Annotated in this window: 17 protein-coding genes; 15 read left to right on the forward strand and 2 right to left on the reverse strand. The window is 66.1% G+C overall.

Annotated elements, in window-relative coordinates; translation table 11 throughout:
* The first annotated feature begins 14 nt into the window (after nt 1-14).
* From ftsL to ACFQU0_RS00745, 15 genes are all read left to right on the forward strand, one after another.
* Complete coding sequence (ftsL, locus tag ACFQU0_RS00675; protein ID WP_382197886.1) at nt 15-320, forward strand: cell division protein FtsL; 306 nt, start codon at nt 15-17, stop codon at nt 318-320.
* Nucleotides 317-2,053, forward strand: coding sequence for a peptidoglycan D,D-transpeptidase FtsI family protein (locus tag ACFQU0_RS00680; protein WP_382197888.1), 1,737 nt, complete (start codon nt 317-319; stop codon nt 2,051-2,053). The genes ftsL and ACFQU0_RS00680 overlap by 4 nt, the downstream gene beginning before the upstream one ends.
* A complete protein-coding gene (locus ACFQU0_RS00685; protein ID WP_382197890.1) occupies nt 2,053-3,552 on the forward strand; it encodes a UDP-N-acetylmuramoyl-L-alanyl-D-glutamate--2,6-diaminopimelate ligase in 1,500 nt (499 codons plus the stop codon). Before ACFQU0_RS00680 ends, ACFQU0_RS00685 begins: the two co-directional genes overlap by 1 nt.
* On the forward strand, nt 3,549-4,952 hold the full coding sequence (locus tag ACFQU0_RS00690) for a UDP-N-acetylmuramoyl-tripeptide--D-alanyl-D-alanine ligase (protein ID WP_382197892.1): 1,404 nt from the start codon (nt 3,549-3,551) through the stop codon (nt 4,950-4,952). Before ACFQU0_RS00685 ends, ACFQU0_RS00690 begins: the two co-directional genes overlap by 4 nt.
* Entirely contained in the window at nt 4,946-6,124 is a 1,179-nt protein-coding gene (gene mraY, locus ACFQU0_RS00695; protein WP_382197894.1) for a phospho-N-acetylmuramoyl-pentapeptide-transferase, read from the forward strand. Before ACFQU0_RS00690 ends, mraY begins: the two co-directional genes overlap by 7 nt.
* Nucleotides 6,124-7,713 carry a UDP-N-acetylmuramoyl-L-alanine--D-glutamate ligase gene (gene murD, locus ACFQU0_RS00700; RefSeq protein WP_382197896.1) on the forward strand — a complete coding sequence of 530 codons (1,590 nt, stop codon included), beginning with the start codon at nt 6,124-6,126 and terminating at the stop codon, nt 7,711-7,713. Before mraY ends, murD begins: the two co-directional genes overlap by 1 nt.
* A gap of 5 nt (nt 7,714-7,718) precedes the next feature.
* Complete coding sequence (ftsW, locus tag ACFQU0_RS00705) at nt 7,719-8,969, forward strand: putative lipid II flippase FtsW (RefSeq protein WP_382197898.1); 1,251 nt, start codon at nt 7,719-7,721, stop codon at nt 8,967-8,969.
* Nucleotides 8,966-10,036: an undecaprenyldiphospho-muramoylpentapeptide beta-N-acetylglucosaminyltransferase gene (murG, locus tag ACFQU0_RS00710; protein WP_382197900.1), complete on the forward strand. Its 1,071-nt coding sequence runs from the start codon at nt 8,966-8,968 to the stop codon at nt 10,034-10,036. The genes ftsW and murG overlap by 4 nt, the downstream gene beginning before the upstream one ends.
* Nucleotides 10,033-11,454: a UDP-N-acetylmuramate--L-alanine ligase gene (murC, locus tag ACFQU0_RS00715; protein ID WP_382197902.1), complete on the forward strand. Its 1,422-nt coding sequence runs from the start codon at nt 10,033-10,035 to the stop codon at nt 11,452-11,454. Before murG ends, murC begins: the two co-directional genes overlap by 4 nt.
* Nucleotides 11,451-12,392, forward strand: coding sequence for a D-alanine--D-alanine ligase (locus tag ACFQU0_RS00720; protein WP_382197904.1), 942 nt, complete (start codon nt 11,451-11,453; stop codon nt 12,390-12,392). The genes murC and ACFQU0_RS00720 overlap by 4 nt, the downstream gene beginning before the upstream one ends.
* Nucleotides 12,393-12,404: 12 nt before the next feature.
* Complete coding sequence (locus ACFQU0_RS00725; RefSeq protein ID WP_382197906.1) at nt 12,405-13,256, forward strand: cell division protein FtsQ/DivIB; 852 nt, start codon at nt 12,405-12,407, stop codon at nt 13,254-13,256.
* 14 nt (nt 13,257-13,270) lie between these two features.
* Nucleotides 13,271-14,500: a cell division protein FtsA gene (gene ftsA / locus ACFQU0_RS00730; protein ID WP_382197907.1), complete on the forward strand. Its 1,230-nt coding sequence runs from the start codon at nt 13,271-13,273 to the stop codon at nt 14,498-14,500.
* Nucleotides 14,501-14,646: 146 nt separating this feature from the next.
* On the forward strand, nt 14,647-15,873 hold the full coding sequence (ftsZ, locus tag ACFQU0_RS00735; protein ID WP_382197909.1) for a cell division protein FtsZ: 1,227 nt from the start codon (nt 14,647-14,649) through the stop codon (nt 15,871-15,873).
* 436 nt (nt 15,874-16,309) lie between these two features.
* On the forward strand, nt 16,310-16,774 hold the full coding sequence (locus ACFQU0_RS00740) for a type II toxin-antitoxin system Phd/YefM family antitoxin (RefSeq protein ID WP_382197911.1): 465 nt from the start codon (nt 16,310-16,312) through the stop codon (nt 16,772-16,774).
* Nucleotides 16,771-17,349, forward strand: a complete 579-nt coding sequence (locus ACFQU0_RS00745; protein WP_382197913.1) for a DUF6036 family nucleotidyltransferase — start codon at nt 16,771-16,773, stop codon at nt 17,347-17,349. The genes ACFQU0_RS00740 and ACFQU0_RS00745 overlap by 4 nt, the downstream gene beginning before the upstream one ends.
* Nucleotides 17,350-17,359: 10 nt before the next feature.
* On the opposite strand, the gene miaB is transcribed toward ACFQU0_RS00745, so the two are convergent.
* Together miaB and ACFQU0_RS00755 are read right to left on the reverse strand one after the other, a co-directional pair.
* Complete coding sequence (gene miaB, locus ACFQU0_RS00750; protein WP_382197914.1) at nt 17,360-18,700, reverse strand: tRNA (N6-isopentenyl adenosine(37)-C2)-methylthiotransferase MiaB; 1,341 nt, start codon at nt 18,698-18,700, stop codon at nt 17,360-17,362.
* A 10-nt stretch (nt 18,701-18,710) separates the two neighbouring features.
* Nucleotides 18,711-19,130, reverse strand: coding sequence for a hypothetical protein (locus ACFQU0_RS00755; protein WP_382197915.1), 420 nt, complete (start codon nt 19,128-19,130; stop codon nt 18,711-18,713).
* Nucleotides 19,131-19,144 lie beyond the last annotated feature (14 nt).

Consider the following 19,144-nt stretch of genomic DNA (forward strand, 5'->3'; position numbering starts at 1 on the left):
GTGGGGGTGTATCCATGATCCGCTTGAACCTCGTTTTGTTGTTGGCTGTGCTGGTCAGTGCCTTCTATTTGGTGCACGTGCAGTACGACTCACGTCGCCTGTACACCGAGCTCGATCGCATGCGCGCCCAGGCCCAGCGGCTGGAGGCCGATCACGAGCAGCTGGTGGTGCAAAAACGCGCCCAGGCCACGCCGGGACGGGTGCAACAAATCGCCACCGCCCAGTTGCAGATGCGTCCGGCCAACCCGGCCATCACCGAATACGTCAAGGGTGCGCCACTCGCGCTGTCGCCCCAACCGTCTGCGGAGGCCCGCGAATGAGCCGCCGCAGCATCGCTTACAGCTCCAGCCCCCTGCTGGCCAGCAAAACGCCGGTGTGGCGCAGCAAGTTCATCGTCGCCGCGCTGGCGTTGGCGTTTGTGGGTCTGGCCGGGCGTGCCGCTTACGTGCAGGTCATTGGCAACGACTTCTTCCAGCGCCAGGGCGAAGTGCGCTTCACCCGCACGATTGAGTTGCCGGCCAACCGGGGTCGCATCCTCGACCGCAATGGCCTGATCCTTGCCACCAGCGTGGTGGCGCAAAGCGTGTGGGCCATCCCTGAGGATGTGGACAAAAACGACCCCAAGCTGCGCGATGTGGCCAAGCTGCTGGACTTGCCGTACGCTGATTTGAAGAAGCGCCTGTCCGACGAGAAGCGGACCTTTGTCTGGGTCAAGCGCCAGGTGGACGAGCCGCTGGCGCACAAGGTCAAGGCCTTGGGCGTCAAGGGCATCTACCTGCGCAAGGACTACAAGCGGCAGTACCCCGAAGGCGAAGCGGCTGCGCACGTGGTGGGTTTCACCAACGTGGAGGACCTGGGGCAGGAAGGTGTGGAGCTGACGTTTGACAAGCAGCTCGCCGGCAAGCCGGGCTCGCGCCGCGTCATCAAAGACCGGCTGGGCCGGGTGGTGGAAGACGTGCGCGATGTCATCGCGCCGGTGGACGGTCCCGACCTGCAGCTGTCCATCGACAGCAAGATCCAGTTTTTTGCCTACCAGAAGCTCAAGGACGCCATCACCCAGCACAAGGCCAAGGCCGGCAGTGTGGTGGTGATCGACACCGTGACCGGCGAGTTGCTGGCCTTGGCCAACTACCCGAGCTACGACCCCAACAAACGCCTCAACCTCAGCGGCGAGCAGTTGCGCAACCGCGCGCTGACCGACAGCTTTGAGCCAGGTTCGACCATGAAGCCCATCACCGTGGCCATGGCGCTGGAAGCCGGCCGCGTGACACCACAAACCATCATCGACACCGGTCCGGGCCGTCTGAGCATGGCCGGCGCCACCATCACCGACACCCACGCCTACGGCGCGCTCACCGTGGAGGGGGTGATTCAGAAGTCGAGCAACGTGGGCTCCACCAAAATTGCCCAGCGCCTGACGCCACAGGAAATGTGGACCACCTACACCGCGCTGGGTTTTGGTCAGAAGCCGCAGATCGATTTCCCGGGCGCGGTCAGTGGCCGGGTCCGTCCTTACAAGAGCTGGCGCCCCATCGAGCAGGCCACGATGTCCTACGGCTACGGCCTGTCGGCATCGCTGTTCCAGATGGCGCGGTCCTACACCGCCTTTGCGCACGACGGTCAGATCATCCCGGGCACCATGCTCAAGCGCCACGAGCCGGCGGTGGGCGTGCAGGTGTTTGCGCCGCAACACGCAGCCGCTGTGCGCAAGATGCTGCAGATGGCGGCCGGGCCCGGCGGCACCGGCCAGCGCGCACAGACCGTGGGGTATTCGGTCGGCGGCAAGTCGGGCACGGCGCACAAGCAGGTGGGCAAAGGCTACGCCAGCAACCGCTATCGGTCGTGGTTCACCGGCATGGCCCCCATCGACCAGCCGCGCATCGTGGTGGCGGTCATGATCGACGAGTCCAGCAACGGGCAGTACTACGGCGGCCTGGTGGCTGCACCCGTGTTCAGCGAGGTGGTGCAACAGACCCTTCGCCTGATGGGCGTGGCGCCCGATGTCGAGGTCAAGCCGCAGATCGTGGCAAAAACGGTGGAGGAGTCGTTTTGATGCGCCGCCTGCACAGCACCTCTGAGGCGGTGGCTTGGCTGCGCGAGCGCGGCTGCCGCCAACTGGTGGCGGACAGCCGCCGTGTGGGTGCGGGTGACGGTTTTGTGGCCTGGCCGGGTGCCGCCACCGATGGCCGGCGTTTTGTGCCCCAGGCGCTGGCGTCGGGTGCGGTGGCCTGTCTGGTGGAGCGCGACGGCGCTGACGACTTTGGTTTTGAGGATGAGGCCGTGGCCACGCTGCCTGGACTCAAGACCGCCTGCGCAGCGCTGGCGGCCCACTTCTACCAACAGCCCAGCCAAGCGCTGGACGTGGTGGCCTTCACCGGCACCAACGGCAAGACGTCGAGTGCCTGGTGGCTGGCCCAGTTGCTGCAGGGCGCTGGACGGCCTTGTGCTGTGGTGGGCACCTTGGGGGTGGGGCAGCCGGGTGGCGACTGGTTGTCCACCGGTCTCACCACCCCCGACCCCTTCATGTTCCACGCCGCCTTGCGCCAATTTGCCGACGACGGTGTGTTGGCGTGTGCGGTCGAGGCCTCGTCCATTGGCATCGCCGAAGGCCGGCTCGATGCCACCCGCGTGGCGGTGGCTGTGTTCACCAACTTCACCCAGGACCACCTCGACTACCACGGCGACATGGCCAGCTACTGGGCCGCCAAGCGTGCCCTGTTCGATTGGCCGGGTCTGCGCGCAGCGGTGGTGAACATCGACGACCCACAAGGCGCCGTGCTGGCGCGTGAACTGGCCCAACGCAGCGAGCTGGACCTGTGGACGGTCTCCATCCGCGACACATCGGCCCGCCTCTGTGTGACCGACCACGGCGTCACCCCCCACGGCATGGCCGGGGTGGTACGCGAGGCGGGCAACCCGACCCACACGCGGATCGAACTGCCGCTGGTGGGCCGCTACAACCTCAGCAACCTGGTGGGCGTGCTGGGCGCCGCGCGCGCGCTGGGGGTGGGGCTGGCGGACGCGCTGAGCGCGTGTCGTGCGCTCACACCGGTGCCCGGTCGCATGCAGACCGTGCCGGCGACCGCCGATGCCCCGCTGGTGCTGGTCGACTACGCCCACACGCCCGACGCGCTGGAGAAAGCGTTGCTCGCGCTGCAGCCCGTGGCCGGTGCGCGCCAGGGCCGCCTGTGGTGTGTGGTCGGCTGTGGCGGCGACCGCGATCCCATCAAGCGCCCGCTCATGGCCGCGATGGCCGAGCGCGAAGCCGATGTGGTGGTGTTCACCAGTGACAACCCGCGCAGCGAAGACCCGCAAGCCATCCTGGCGCAGATGGTGGCGGGTCTGTCGGACCGCGCGGCGGCACAGGTGGTGCCCGACCGCGCCCAGGCCATCGCCCTGGCCGTGAAGCAGGCGGGCCCGCAGGACGTGGTGCTGATCGCCGGCAAAGGCCACGAGGATTACCAGGAGATCCAGGGCGTGCGCCGCCCGTTCTCCGACGTGAATGCAGCCGCTGTGGCCTTGGCCACACGCCGCGCAGGGGCCAGCGTATGAAGACCCTGGCCCAACTGATGTGCGGCCTGCCGGGTGCCCGTGTGGTGGGCGACGCGGCCCACGCCGCCGTGTTGCGTGTGCACACCGACACCCGCAGCCTGCGTGCGGGTGACCTGTTTGTGGCTTTGCGCGGTGAACGTTTTGACGCCCACGACTTCTTGCCGCAGGTGGCCGCAGCCGGTGCGGTGGCCGCCATCGGTGAACAAGGTCTGTCCGGTGCCGGCTTGTGTGGTGTGGAGGTGCCCGACAGCCGTGCCGCCCTGGGTCAACTGGCCGCCGCGTGGCGCGCCCAGTTCGTGTTGCCCCTGATCGCGGTGACGGGCAGCAACGGCAAAACCACGGTCACGCAGATGCTGGCGTCGGTGCTGCGTGCTGCGGCGGGCGATGGCGCTTTCTCCACCGAGGGCAACTTCAACAACGACGTCGGTGTGCCGCTCACGCTGCTGCGCCTGCAGCCCAGGCACCGCCTGGCCGTGGTCGAGCTGGGCATGAACCACCCGGGCGAAATTGTGGGCCTGGCCCACATGGCCGCACCCACCGTGGCGCTGGTCAACAACGCACAGCGCGAACACCAGGAATTCATGGCCACGGTGGAAGCCGTGGCGCGCGAAAACGCCACCGTGTTCGAGGCCTTGCCGGCAGACGGCGTGGCGGTGTTCCCGGCCGATGACGACCACACCCCCTTGTGGCACGAGCTGGCCGAAGGTCGCCGTGTCATGACCTTCAGCGACTCCGAACGTGGTGCCGATGTGTGGGGCGAGGGCGAATGGCAAGGCGCCGCCTGGCAGTTGGTGGCGCAGACGCCGCAGGGCGAGTTGCGTTGCGCGCTGCGCATTCCGGGCCGCCACAACCTGCGCAATGCATTGGCCGTGATCGCCTGTGCGCTGGCGGCCGGTGTGCCGCTGGCGGCCGTGGCCCAGGGTTTGGCGGCGTTCGAGCCGGTCAATGGCCGTTCACGTTGCCTGCCGCTCACGCTCAACGGTCGCGCCGTCACCTTGGTGGACGACAGCTACAACGCCAACCCGGACTCGGTGCGTGCCGCCATCGAGGTGCTGGCCACCTTGCCCGCGCCCCGGCTGCTGGTGCTGGGCGACATGGGCGAGGTGGGCGAAGCGGGTCTGGCCTTCCACCTGGAAGTGCTGCGCCACGCGGCCGCTTTGAAGCTGGACCAGGTGCTGTGCACCGGCAACTGGTTTGCTCAAGCCGTGCCGGGTGTGGCGAGCGAGATGGGCACCACCCGTCTGGCGTTTTTCGATGATTTTGAGGCGCTGCAGCAAACCGTGCTGGCGTCGTCGGGTGGCGCGGGCAGCGTGCTGGTCAAGGGCTCGCGCTTCATGCGCATGGAGCGCGTGGCCCAGGCATTGCAGGACGCCGCCGCACAAGGGGACAAGACATGTTGATCCATCTCGCGCAATGGCTGCAGGGCCTGTCACCCGAATTCGGTTTTCTGCGGGTGTTCCAGTACATCACCTTTCGCGCCGTCATGGCCGCCATGACGGCCCTGCTGCTGGGCGTGGCCGCTGGCCCGATGTTCATCCGCCGCCTCACCGCGCTCAAGATCGGCCAGCCCATCCGGGGCTACGCCATGCAGACGCACCTGAGCAAGAGTGGCACGCCCACCATGGGCGGCGTGCTCATCCTGTTCTCGATTGCCGTGGCCACGCTGCTGTGGTTCGACCTGAGCAACCGCTTTGTCTGGATCGTGCTCATCGTGACCCTGGGCTTTGGTGCCATTGGCTGGGTGGACGACTGGCGCAAGGTGGTGCACAAAGACCCCGAAGGCATGCGCTCGCGCGAGAAGTACTTCTGGCAGTCGGTCATTGGCCTGGTGGCCGCTTTCTATTTGGTGTTCAGCATTTCCGAGAGCAGCAACAGCCGCGTGCTGGAGCTGTTTTTTGGCTGGGTGGCCTCTGGCTTCACGGTCGATCTGCCACCGCACTCGGGTCTGCTGCTGCCCTTCTTCAAGGAGGTCAGCTACCCGCTGGGTGTGGTCGGCTTCGTGCTCATGACCTACCTGGTCATCGTTGGCGCGAGCAACGCGGTCAACCTGACCGATGGCCTGGACGGCCTGGCCATCATGCCGGTGGTGATGGTGGGCTCGGCCCTGGGCGTGTTCGCCTATGTCACCGGCAGCTCGGTGTTCTCCAAGTACCTGCTGTTGCCACACATCCCCGGCGCGGGTGAATTGCTGATTTTCTGTGCCGCCATGGCCGGTGCCGGCTTGGCCTTTCTGTGGTTCAACACCCACCCGGCACAGGTTTTCATGGGCGACGTTGGCGCGTTGGCGTTGGGAGGCGCGTTGGGCACCATCGCCGTCATCGTGCGACAGGAAATTGTGCTCGCCATCATGGGCGGGATCTTCGTGGTCGAGGCCCTGTCGGTGATGTTGCAGGTGACCTGGTTCAAGTACACCAAACGCCGCTACGGCGAAGGGCGGCGCCTGTTCAAGATGGCGCCGCTGCACCACCACTTCGAGAAGTCCGGCTGGAAAGAAACCCAGGTGGTGGTCCGCTTCTGGATCATCACAATGCTGTTGTGCCTGGTCGGCCTGTCCACCCTGAAGCTGCGCTGATGCAAGAACAGATCCCGACCACCCCACCGGAGCCGGCGAACGCCGCCGTGCCCACCCTCGTGCCCGTGCTGCAAGGCCGCCGTGCGCTGGTGCTGGGCCTGGGCGCGTCGGGTCTGGCCATGGCGCGCTGGTGTGACCGGCTGGGTGCGGCCGTGACCGTCATCGACACGCGCGACGCGCCGCCGCAGGCCGAGGCCTTGCGCCAGGCTGTGCCGTCGGCCCTGTTGCTGAGTGGTGAGTTTGCGCCCGCACTGCTGGATGGTGCGCCTTATGCGCTGGTGGCACGCAGCCCCGGCCTGGCGCCAGCGCAATGGCAGCTTCTGGCCGATGCCGCCGCCGCGTTGGGTGTGCCGGTGTTGGGTGAACTTGATCTGTTTGTGATGGCCCTGAAGGCCATGGCCGCTGACGAGACCGCGCCCTACCGGCCGCAGGTATTGGCCATCACCGGCACCAACGGCAAGACCACGGTCACGTCCCTCACCGGCTTGTTGCTGGAGCGCGCGGGCTGGGACGTGGTGGTGGCCGGCAACATCGGGCCATCCATGCTGGAGCAGCTGGGCGAACGTCTGGACGCCGAGGCACTGCCGCAGGCCTGGGTGCTGGAGCTGTCCAGCTTCCAGCTCCACGGCGTGCGCGACTTCGAACCCACGGCGGCCACGGTGCTCAACATCACCCAGGACCACCTGGACTGGCATGGCGGCATGGACGCCTACGCCGCCGACAAGGCGCGCATCTTCGGCAGCGCCGGGCTGATGTTGCTGAACCGGCAGGACGAACGTGTGATGGCCCTGCGCCCGCAACCCATCACTCAGCGCGAAGGCAAGCTCACGCGCACCCTGCCAGCGCGCGCGCATGCCACCTTTGGCACCGACCAACCCACCCGGCCGGGCGATTGGGGCATTGAAGAGGTCAATGGCATGGCGTGGCTGGTGCGCGCCCTGGCTTTGGACGAAACCCGCAAGCCCAAGCGCGGCGAGTCGGCCGAGGTCGAGGTCTACATGCAGCGCTTGATGCCGGCCGAGGCACTGCGCATCCGGGGTCGCCACAACGCGTGCAACGCCCTGGCCGCCCTGGCGCTGGCCAGCGCCGCCGGCGCGCCGCTGGGCCCCATGCTGCATGGGCTGCGCGAATACCAGGGCGAGCCGCACCGGGTCGAGCCGGTGGCCATCATCCACGAGGTCGAATACTTTGATGACAGCAAGGGCACCAATGTGGGTGCCACGCTGGCCGCCATCAACGGCCTGGGCGCCGAACGCCGGCTGGTCGTCATCCTGGGGGGTGACGGCAAGGGGCAGGACTTCGCGCCGCTGGCCGAAGCGGCGGCCCGCCACGTGCGCGCGGTGGTGCTGATCGGCCGCGACGCCGGTCTGATCCGCGATGCGCTGGCCGCCACCGGCGTGCCTTTGTTCGATGCCGACACACTGGAAGCCGCCACCACCCTGGCCGCGCAACAGGCCCAGCCGGGCGACGCCGTGTTGCTCTCGCCGGCCTGCGCCAGCCTGGACATGTTCCGAAACTATGGCCATCGGGCCGAGGTGTTTGTGGCAGCGGTGCACGCCCTGGCCACGGAAGCGGGGGAGCTGCTGTGAGCTGGATGCAAGCCACCCTCCAAAAGCTGGGCCTGCGCGGCGGCGCAACGGAAGTCGTGGGCGAACTGCCCGTGCGTTTGCAGACCGGCAGCTACGACAGCACCCGCATGCGCCCGGTGGCGGTGGCCGGCTTCGACCAGCCGCTGGTGTGGGTGGTGGTTGCCTTGCTGGCGTGGGGCTTGGTGATGGTGTTCTCCGCCTCCATCGCCTTGCCCGATAACCCGCGTTTTGCCCGCTACGCGCACACCCATTTTGTGACGCGCCATGGGCTGTTCATCGCCATTGGGCTGGTGGCGGCGTTGGTGGCGTTTCAGTTGCCCCTGCGGGTGTGGGAGCGCCTGGCCCCCTGGCTGTTCATGGGGTCAATCGCCCTGCTGGTGGCGGTGTTGATCCCTGGCGTGGGTTCGGTGGTCAACGGCGCACGGCGCTGGATCTCGGTCGGTTTCATGAGCTTTCAGCCGTCCGAGTTGGCCAAGCTGGCGGTGCTGCTTTACGCATCAAGCTACATGGTGCGCAAGATGGACGTGAAGGAAGACTTCTTCAAGGCCGTCACCCCCATGGGCGTGGCGGTGGTGCTGGTGGGGGTTTTGCTGTTGGCCGAGCCCGACATGGGCGCCTTCATGGTGATCGTGGTGATCGCCATGGGCATCCTGTTCCTGGGCGGCGTCAACGCCCGCATGTTTTTTCTGATCGCGCTGTTGGTGGTGGGCGCGTTTGCGCTCATCGTGTTGTCCAGCGAATGGCGGCGCGAACGCATCTTCGCCTACCTCGATCCCTTCAGCGAGGACCACGCCCTGGGCAAGGGCTACCAGCTCTCGCACGCGCTGATCGCCATCGGCCGGGGCGAAATTTTTGGTGTTGGTCTGGGGGGCAGCGTGGAGAAACTGCACTGGCTGCCCGAGGCGCACACCGACTTCCTGCTCGCCGTCATCGGCGAGGAGTTTGGCCTCATCGGCGTGTTGACCCTGATCGCGCTGTTCATGTGGCTGACCCGCCGCATCATGGTGATTGGCCGCCAGGCCATCGCGTTGGACCAGGTGTTTGCCGGCCTGGTGGCGCAGGGCGTGGGGCTGTGGATGGGCTTCCAGGCCTTCATCAACATCGGCGTGAACCTGGGTGCTTTGCCCACCAAGGGGCTGACCCTGCCGCTCATGAGCTATGGCGGCTCGGCCATCTTGCTCAACCTGGTCGCGCTGGCCATCGTGCTCCGTGTGGACTACGAAAACAAGCAGCTGATGCGCGGGGGGCGGCCATGAGCAAGACAGCACTTGTGATGGCCGGCGGCACCGGCGGCCACATCTTCCCTGGCCTGGCCGTGGCTGAGGCCTTGCGCGAGCGCGGCTGGCGCGTGCACTGGTTGGGCGCGCCCGCCAGCATGGAGGCCCAACTGGTGCCGCCACGTGGCTTTGCCTTCGAGCCGATTGAATTTGGCGGCGTGCGCGGCAAGGGCGCTCTCACGCTGGCCTTGCTGCCACTGCGCCTGTTGCGCGCCTTCTGGCAGGCGCTGCAGGTGGTGCGCCGCGTGAAACCCGATGTGGTGGTGGGCCTGGGCGGCTACATCACCTTCCCGGGCGGCATGATGGCCGTGCTGGCTGGCAAGCCGCTGGTGCTGCACGAACAGAACTCGGTGGCCGGCATGGCCAACAAGGTGTTGGCCGGTGTGGCCGACCGTGTGTTCACCGCATTCCCCAAGGCCATGCCGAAAGGCATATGGGTGGGAAACCCGCTGCGTGTGGCCTTCACGCAGCAGGCCGCGCCGGCCCAGCGTTTTGCTGGGCGCAGCGGCCCGCTGAAGCTGCTGGTGGTGGGTGGCAGCCTGGGCGCACGCGCACTCAACGACATCGTGCCCAAGGCCCTGGCCCTCTTGCCCGAGGGGCAACGCCCGGTGGTGACCCACCAGAGTGGCGCCAAACAGATAGCCGAACTGCGCGCCAATTACGCGGCGGCGGGTGTGACTGCCGAACTGACGCCTTTCATCGACGACACGGCGACCGCGTTTGCCGAGGCCGACCTCATCGTTTGCCGCGCGGGTGCGAGCACCGTGACCGAAATCGCCGCCGTCGGTGCGGCCGCGTTGTTTGTGCCCTTCCCGGCGGCGGTGGACGACCACCAGACCACCAACGCCCGTTTCCTGGTGGACCAGGGCGGGGGTTGGCTGGTGCCACAAACCGAACTCACGCCACAAGGCCTGGCGAACACGCTGGCCAAGCTGGACCGGGCCGAACTGCTGGCGCGTGCCACGAAGGCCAAACAACTCGAAAAAACAACGGCGACCCGCGAAGTGGTGGGCGCCTGTGACGAACTGACAGGAGGGGGCGCATGAAACACGCGGTGCGTCATATTCATTTTGTGGGCATCGGTGGCTCGGGCATGAGCGGCATTGCCGAGGTGCTCTGCAATCTGGGCTACACCATTTCGGGCTCCGACCTCTCAGACAGCGCCACGCTGCGCCGCCTGGCAGGTTTGGGCATCGCCACCTTTGTGGGGCACGCAAAGGCCCACATCGCGGGTGCCGACGCGGTGGTCACCTCCACCGCCGTACAAAGCGACAACCCCGAGGTGATCGCTGCGCGCGAGAAAAAAATCCCGGTCGTGCCACGTGCGCTGATGCTGGCCGAACTGATGCGCCTGAAGCAGGGCATTGCGATCGCCGGCACACACGGCAAGACCACCACCACCAGCCTGGTGGCCAGCGTGTTGGCCGAGGCCGGCCTGGACCCCACGTTTGTGATCGGCGGGCGCCTCAACAGCGCGGGCGCCAACGCGCGGCTGGGCAGCGGCGACCACATCGTGGTCGAGGCCGACGAGTCCGATGCCTCCTTTCTCAACCTGCTGCCGGTGATGGCGGTCGTCACCAACATCGACGCCGACCACATGGAAACCTATGGGCACGACTTTGCTCGGCTCAAGCAGGCCTTTGTGGACTTCCTGCACCGCATGCCCTTCTATGGCGTGGCCATCTTGTGCACCGACGATCCTGCGGTGCGCGACATCGTGCAGCAGGTCTCCTGCCCGGTCACCAGCTACGGCTTCAACGAAGGCGCCGAGGTGCGTGCCGTGAACGTGCGCGCCGTGGGCGGGCAGATGCATTTCACGGTGCAGCGCCGCAACGGCGTGGTGTTGCCCGACCTCGACGTGGTGCTCAACCTGGCCGGTGAACACAACGTGAAGAACGCCCTGGCCGCCATCGCCGTGGCGGTGGAACTGAACGTGCCCGACGACGCGCTGTTGCGCGCGCTGGCCGGTTTCAAGGGCGTGGGCCGGCGCTTTCAGCGTTACGGCGAGGTGTCCACGGTGGACGGTGGCCAGTGCACGGTGATCGACGACTACGGCCACCACCCGGTGGAAATGGCGGCCACGCTGGCTGCTGCGCGCGGGGCTTTTCCGGGCCGGCGTCTGGTGCTGGCTTTTCAGCCGCACCGGTTCACCCGCACGCGCGATTGTTTCGAGGACTTCGTCAAGGTCATCGGTGCCGGTGCCGATGCGGTGCTGTTGGCCGAGGTGTACGCCGCGGGCGAGGCGCCCATCGTGGCCGCCGACGGCCGCAGCCTGGCCCGTGCGCTGCGCGTGGCGGGCAAGGTGGAGCCGGTGTTTGTGGACGACATCGCGGCCATGCCGCAGGTCATCCTGGACAACGCGCGCGATGGCGACGTGGTGTTGTGCATGGGCGCGGGTTCGATTGGTGCGGTGCCGGGCAAGGTGGTGGACATGGCAACTCAGGTGAGGGGTGCGGTCGCATGACGACACAACACAACATGGGCAAGGTGGCGGTGCTGATGGGCGGCCGTTCGGCCGAACGCGAGGTGTCGCTGATGTCGGGCGCAGGTGTGCTGCAGGCATTGCAAGAGCGCGGTGTGGACGCCCACGCCTTCGATCCCGCCGAGCGCGATCTGGCCGAACTCAAGCGCGAGGGCTTCAGCTGCTGCTTCATCGCCTTGCACGGTCGCTTCGGCGAAGACGGCACGGTGCAGGGCGCGCTGGAGTTGCTGGGCATTCCCTACACCGGCTCGGGCGTGTTGGCATCGAGCGTGGCCATGGACAAGGTGATGACCAAACGCATTTGGTCGGCCGTTGGCCTGCCCACGCCGGGCTGGCGCCAGGTGAGCAATGCCGCCGAAACGCGCGAGGCGTTTGCGGCCCTGGGCAGCCCCATGATCGTCAAGCCCGCGCGCGAAGGCTCCACCATTGGCCTGACCAAGGTGGTGGACGCAGCCGAATGTGAAGAGGCCTACCGCCTGGCCGCGCAGCACGACCCGCTGGTGCTGTGCGAGCAGTTCATTGCAGGCGACGAGGTGACCTGCCCGGTGCTGGGCACGGGTGATGTTGCCCGTGCGCTGCCCGTCATCCGCATCGTGGCACCCGACGGCAACTACGACTACCAGAACAAGTACTTCACCGACGACACGAAGTATCTGGTGCCCTGTGGCCTGCCCGAGGGCGAAGAGGTGCGCATCCAGGCGCTGGTGCTCGAGGCCTTCAAGACCCTGGGTTGCCGTGGCTGGGCGCGCGCCGACGTGATGATCGACGCCACCACCCGCAAGCCCTACCTGCTGGAGATCAACACCTCGCCCGGCATGACCGGGCACTCGCTGGTGCCCATGTCGGCCCGCGCTGCGGGCATCCCTTACCCCGACTTGTGTGTGCAGGTGCTGGCCGCCGCCACGCTGGACAACGCCTGAGCCGCGACGGTCATGAACCCCTCGATGGACACCCCCAACGACATCCGCCTGATGGCCCTGGCCACCCAGGGCTTGTTGGTGCTGTTCGTCCTCATGGGGCTGAGTGCCTTCGGCTTGTGGCTGGTGCGCCACCCCTCATGGCACGTGGCGGGCATCCAGGTGCATGGCGATGTCGCCCACCAAAATGCCGTGGCCTTGCGCGCCCACATCGCCAACCGCCTGAGTGGTTCCTTCCTGAGCCTGGACTTGCGCGAAGCACGGGCCTTGTTCGAGTCCGCGCCCTGGGTGCGGCAGGCGGTGGTGCAGCGTGAATTTCCCAACCGGCTCAAAGTCACGCTGACCGAGCACCAGGCCGTGGCGTGGTGGGGCGATGCCGGTGAGGACAAACTGGTCAACACCCATGGCGAGGTGTTTCAGGCCAACCCGGACAGCCTGGACAACGACGCACTGGTGGAGTTGGCCGGCCCGGACGACCAGGCGCCCCAGGTGCTGGCGCTGTACCGCGACCTCAGCAGTGTGTTCGGTCGCATCGAACTTGACATCAAGCGCCTCGAACTGAGCCCACGCGGCAGCTGGCGCGTGCGCCTGTCCAACCACGCACAGATCGAACTCGGGCGGGGCGAGCCCAGTGAACTCATGGCGCGCGCGACGCAGTTTGTCGCCACCGTCGGTCAGGTCACCACCCGCTACCAGCGCGCCATCGAATCGGCGGACCTGCGTTACCCCAATGGTTATGCGGTGCGGATGAAAGGTGTGTCCACCGTGGACGCCGCTACCGCCGCTAAAAACGCAGCCTTGGCGGCGGCCGCAGCCGCCCGCGCCGCGTCCCGACCCGCCCCGAAACCCACGCCCACCCACAGATAAAACGAACAGCAATCATGGCCAAGGAATACAAGGACCTCGTGGTCGGACTCGACATCGGCACCTCCAAGATCATGGTGGTGGTGGCCGAGGTGCAAGCCGGCGGCGTGCTCAAGCTCGCCGGCCTGGGCGTGGCGCCCAGCCACGGCCTCAAGCGGGGTGTGGTGGTCAACATCGATGCCACGGTGCAAAGCATCCAGCAGGCGCTGAAAGAGGCCGAACTGATGGCCGATTGCCGCATTGCCCGTGTCTACACCGGCATCACCGGCAGCCACATCCGCGGCATCAACAGCAGCGGCATGGTGGCCATCAAGGACAAGGAAGTGACGCCGGCCGATGTGGCCCGCGTGATCGAAACCGCCAAGGCCATCAACATCTCCACCGACCAGCGTCTGCTGCTGGTGGAGCCGCAGGAGTTCGTGATCGACGGCCAGGAGGTGAAAGAGCCCATCGGAATGAGTGGCATCCGTCTGGAGGCCAAGGTGCACATCGTGACCGGTGCCCAGAGTGCGGCCGAGAACATCATCAAGTGTGTGCGCCGCTGCGGGCTGGAGGTGGACCAGCTCATGCTCAACCCGCTGGCCTCCAGCCAGTCCATCCTGACCGATGACGAAAAGGAACTGGGCGTGGCCCTGGTGGACATCGGCGCCGGCACAACCGATGTGGCCATCTTCGCCGGTGGCGCCATCCGTCACACGGCGGTCATTCCCATCGCGGGCGACCTGATCACCAGCGACATCGCCATGGCCCTGCGCACGCCCACCAAGGACGCCGAGGACATCAAGGTGGAAAGCGGCTGCGCCAAGCAACTGCTGGCCGACCCCGAAACACAGGTGGAAGTGCCCGGCCTGGGCGATCGGGGACCGCGCCTGCTGAGCCGTCAGGCCCTGGCCGGTGTGATCGAGCCGCGTGTGGAAGAAATTTTTGCGCTGGTGCAACAGACCATGCGCGACTCGGGCTTTGAAGAGGTGCTGTCGTCGGGTGTGGTCATCACCGGTGGCAGCGCTGTCATGCCGGGCATGGTCGAGCTGGGCGAAGACATCTTTTTGAAGCCGGTGCGCCGGGGTGTGCCTAAGTACCACAGCGCCCTCTCGGACATGGTGGCGCAGACCCGCGCCGCCACGGTGATGGGCCTGCTCGAAGAGGCGCGGCTGGCGCGCCTGCGTGGCCACAAGGTGGCGCAAAAAACGGGGTCGGTGCACAGCGCATTCGGCCGTGTCAAAGACTGGTTCATGGGGACGTTCTGATGACCAAGCCCAAGCCCAAGTCCAACCTGGCACCGCGCCCGCACAAACGACGACCGAGCGAAACCGGGCCGCCTGGCTGAACCCGCAGCGGTTCACACAGACACAGATTCAATGGCAACTATCAGCAAGCATTCACGGAGAAAAACATGAGCATCGAAATGATTGAGGCAGAAGGGTTCAACCAAGGCACGCAGATCAAGGTGATTGGCGTCGGCGGTGGCGGCGGCAACGCGGTCGAGCACATGATCGGCTGCGGCGTGCAGGGCGTGGAGTTTGTTTGCGCCAACACCGACGCACAGGCGCTCTCGCGCACGGCGGCCCACCGCACCATCCAGCTGGGCACCACCGGTCTGGGCGCAGGCAGCAAGCCCGACAAGGGCCGCGAGGCCGCCGAGCTGGCCGAAGCCGACATCCGCGAAGCCATTGCCGGCTCGCACATGCTCTTCATCACCGCGGGCATGGGCGGTGGCACGGGCACCGGCGCCGCACCCGTGATCGCCCGCGTGGCGAAGGAAATGGGCATCCTCACCGTGGGCGTGATCACCAAGCCTTTCGACTTCGAAGGCCCCAAGCGCATGGCCAACGCCGATGCCGGCCTGGCCGAGCTGGAGCAGAACGTCGATTCGCTGATCGTGGTGCTCAACGAGAAGCTGCAAGAGGTGCTGGGTGACGACATCACCCAGGAAGAAGCCTTTGCCCACGCCAACGACGTGCTCAAGAACGCCGTCGGCGGCATTGCCGAAATCATCAACGTGCCCGGCCACGTGAACGTGGACTTTGAAGACGTGCGCACCGTGATGGGCGAGCCCGGCAAGGCCATGATGGGCACCGCCACCTCCAGCGGCCCCGACCGCGCCCGCATTGCGGCGGAGCAGGCCGTGGCCTGCCCGTTGCTCGAAGGGGTGGACCTCTCTGGCGCCAAGGGCGTGCTGGTGCTGATCTCGGCCTCCAAGGGCTCGCTCAAGCTGAGCGAATCCAAGCTGGCCATGACCACCATCCGCGCCTTTGCCTCGCCCGATGCGCACATCATCTACGGCACCGCCTACGACGAGAACCTGGGTGATGCCATCCGCGTGACCGTGGTGGCCACGGGCCTGAGCCGCCAGAACGCCCGCCGCCAGGCGCCGCCGCTGCAGGTGCTGCGCACCGGCACCGACAACGTGCCGTTTGCGGTGGGTGGTGGCGCCGCCAGCGCCATGGGTGGTTCGGTGTTGGGCGGTGGAGCTGCCCAGCAGAACGACTACAGCGGCATGGCCGTGCCCAGCGTGTGGCGCACCAACCGCACGCAGGCGGCGGCCAAGGTCGATGCCTTGTCGTCGGGTGGCATGGACGACTTTGAAATCCCCGCCTTCCTGCGCAAGCAGGCGGATTGACACGGACCACCCCCGTTTCTCGCTCACTTCGTGTAGCTCGAATCCCCCCTCAAGGGGGCGACACCAGCCGTCCGGCAGAGCCGGCCCGGCGGTGTCCCCGAACGGGCCGAGTTGGGGCGAAAAAAAACGGCGCTTCGTGCGCCGTTTTTATGGGCGGCGCGAACTCAGGCGGGTGCGTGTTCTTTCACCAGCACCTCGGCCCGTAGAGAATATTGCGGTCTTCAAGTACATGTTGGCGAGCACACATGATGCCTCGCGCTGAACCACAGGGTGCGCGACGGTGGGTCGTGTGCTGGGTGTTGGATCAGGGGTTTCTGGACCACGCCAAGACCGTCTCAAGGCGACTGTTATAGGCGTTTTTCGATGCAGGCCGGTTTTCCGGCAGACGGCATCTCAAATTTTGTCCAAAATGGACAAAATCTGCTAGATTGGGCCCATGCAACACATGACGTCCAGCCAGGCCAAGCAGAACTTCGGCGAGTTGCTCGACGCCGCTGCAAAAGGGCCGGTGGCGATTGAGCGGCACCGCAAGGTCAAGGCCATTGTGTGTTCGCCGGAGGCGTTTCACGCCCGGGCGAACAGCGACAGCCGTTTGGCAGAGCGCCGTGCGGCGCGCGCTGATCAGGCTCTGGTCGAAAAGGACCGCCTCATCAAACACCAGGCCCTGGCCATACAGCTTTTGTTGATGCCAGCGGCCGACAGCCAGGCCCTTGTCACACGCGCCCAGCAGGAGGTGACACGGTGGCGCCGAGAGCGTCTGTGCAGCCTGGACTACATCGAACGGTGGGAGGCGTTGCTCCAGCGTTCGGTCAATGAGCTTGCCCAGGCCATGGGGTCTGAAACCTTGGAGTGGGGTACCGCCTTGCGGCAGAACTCGCCCTGGCACGTGGTGATGGCGTGAACCGCAGCCACCTGTTCCGCTTGTTCGAGGCGGCCCATCGCCTCACTGGCCACCGCGACTACGTGGTGATCGGCAGCCTGTCCATCCTCGGCGCCGGGGACGAGCGTGACATCCCGGCTGACATGTCGATGTCCATCGACATCGACTGCTACACCAAGGCCGATCCGGGTCGCATTGCGGATGTGCGAAGTGCGCTCGGCGAAGGCTCAGAATTTCACAGAACCAACGGCTATTACCTCGACCCGGTGTCCCCCAGCTTGCCCAGCCTTCCCGATGGCTGGGAAGGCCGAATGAGTCACGTTGAGCAGGGCGGCATTCGCATCTGGTTTCTCGACCCCGATGACGCTGCCATATCCAAGTACGCACGCAGCCAGCCGAACGACTTGCGGTGGATTCGGGCCGGGTTGTTGTCTGGCCACATCTCGCTGCCAAGGGTGAAGTCCCGGTTGCCAGCGACGCTGTTTCTGGATGAGGACGAGGCCGCACGGGTGGCGACTCAGATCGAAGCCGACAGCCTTTGGTTCGACACCATCAAGGGGAACAGAGCCCACCGGCACAGGCAGATCAAACCTTGATCTTGGGTCTTCAAGCCGACAAGCCTTCCTTCACCAGCACCTCGGCCCGCAGGGAGTGGGGCAGGGCTTCGGTGATGCGCACGTCCACCATCTGGCCAATGAGGCGTGGCTGGCCTTTGAAGTTGACGATGCGGTTGCACTCGGTGCGGCCCATGAGTTCGCTGGCGTCTTTGCGGGACGGCCCTTCCACCAGCAGGCGCTGCACCGTGCCTTCGCGGCTGGCGCTGATGCGGCGAACGTTGTCCTCGATGACCGCCTGCAGGTGCTGCAGCCGCTTGAGCTTGACCTCGTGAGGTGTGTCGTCGGGCAGGTTGGCCGCCGGGGTGCCGGGGCGCGGGCTGAAGATGAAGCTGAAGGAGGCGTCAAAACCGACATCGTCGATGAGTTTCATCATCTTGGCGAAGTCCTCGTCCGTCTCGCCCGGGAAGCCGACGATGAAGTCGCTGGACAGTGACAGGTCGGGGCGGATGGCGCGCAGCTTGCGGATGGTGCTTTTGTATTCCATCGCGGTGTAGCCGCGTTTCATGGCCATCAGGATGCGGTCGCTGCCGTGTTGCACCGGCAGGTGCAGGTGGTTCACCAGTTTGGGGATCTTGCCGTAGGCTTCGATCAAACGCGGGGTGAATTCGTTGGGATGGCTGGTGGTGTAGCGGATGCGTTCGATGCCGGGGATGTCGGCCACGTATTCGAGCAACAGCGCAAAGTCGGCGATCTCGCTGGTCTCGCCCATCTTGCCCCGGTAGGCGTTGACGTTCTGACCCAGCAGCGTCACCTCCTTCACACCCTGGTCGGCCAGGCCGGCCACTTCCACCAGCACGTCCTCGAAGGGGCGGCTGACCTCTTCACCGCGCGTGTAGGGCACCACGCAGTAGCTGCAGTATTTGCTGCAGCCTTCCATGATGCTCACGAAAGCGCTGGCGCCGTCCACGCGCGCGGGCGGCAGGTGGTCGAACTTCTCGATCTCGGGGAAGCTGATGTCCACCTGCGGCCGGGCCAGCGAGGCGCGGGCGTTCAGCATCTCGGGCAGGCGGTGCAGCGTCTGCGGGCCGAACACCACGTCCACATAGGGCGCCCGCTTGATGATGGCTTCGCCCTCCTGGCTGGCGACACAGCCGCCCACACCGATCAGCACGCCTTTTTCCTTGAGGTGCTTGACACGTCCGAGGTCGGAAAACACCTTTTCCTGCGCCTTCTCGCGCACCGAGCAGGTGTTGAAGAGGATGAGATCGGCTTCTTCCACGTCCTGCGTGGGCTCATAGCCCTGGGCGGCGCCCAACACGTCGGCCATCTTGTCCGAGTCGTACTCGTTCATCTGGCAGCCGAAGGTTTTGATGAATACTTTTTTGGCCATTGTGCGTCCTTCAGCGGGTGTTCGGGGGGCTTTCGGCATCGCTGCCACTGCGGTAGTTGTGGATCACCATGTCGCTGGCGCCAGCACGCGGCTGGGCCTGTTCGAAGCCATTCAGAATCCACACCTCGTGCACCATGCCATTGCTTTCGCGCACGTAGTTGACCACCAGTTTTTCACCGATGAGGCTGTTGGCAAACACAATGGTGTTGTTGGTGTTGCGTATGCGAGCACCCGGTGACAGCCGCTCGGCCTTGCCGTTGATGCTGATGTCGGGCGGCGTGCCCACCACCATCAGGCCACGCAACGCGTGTTCAGGAAAGCCCCGGTGCTGGGCGAGGCCGATGGCAGGAAGAAGTGCAAAGGCGCAGGTCAGGGCCGCAGCAAGGGCCCGCCCACGCAAGCCCAGAGGGCGGCGTGCACAGCGGTTCATGGTATGTGTCCAGA

The sequence above is a fragment of the Hydrogenophaga defluvii genome (assembly GCF_042665235.1).
Classification (GTDB): Bacteria; Pseudomonadota; Gammaproteobacteria; order Burkholderiales; family Burkholderiaceae_C; genus Hydrogenophaga; species Hydrogenophaga defluvii_A.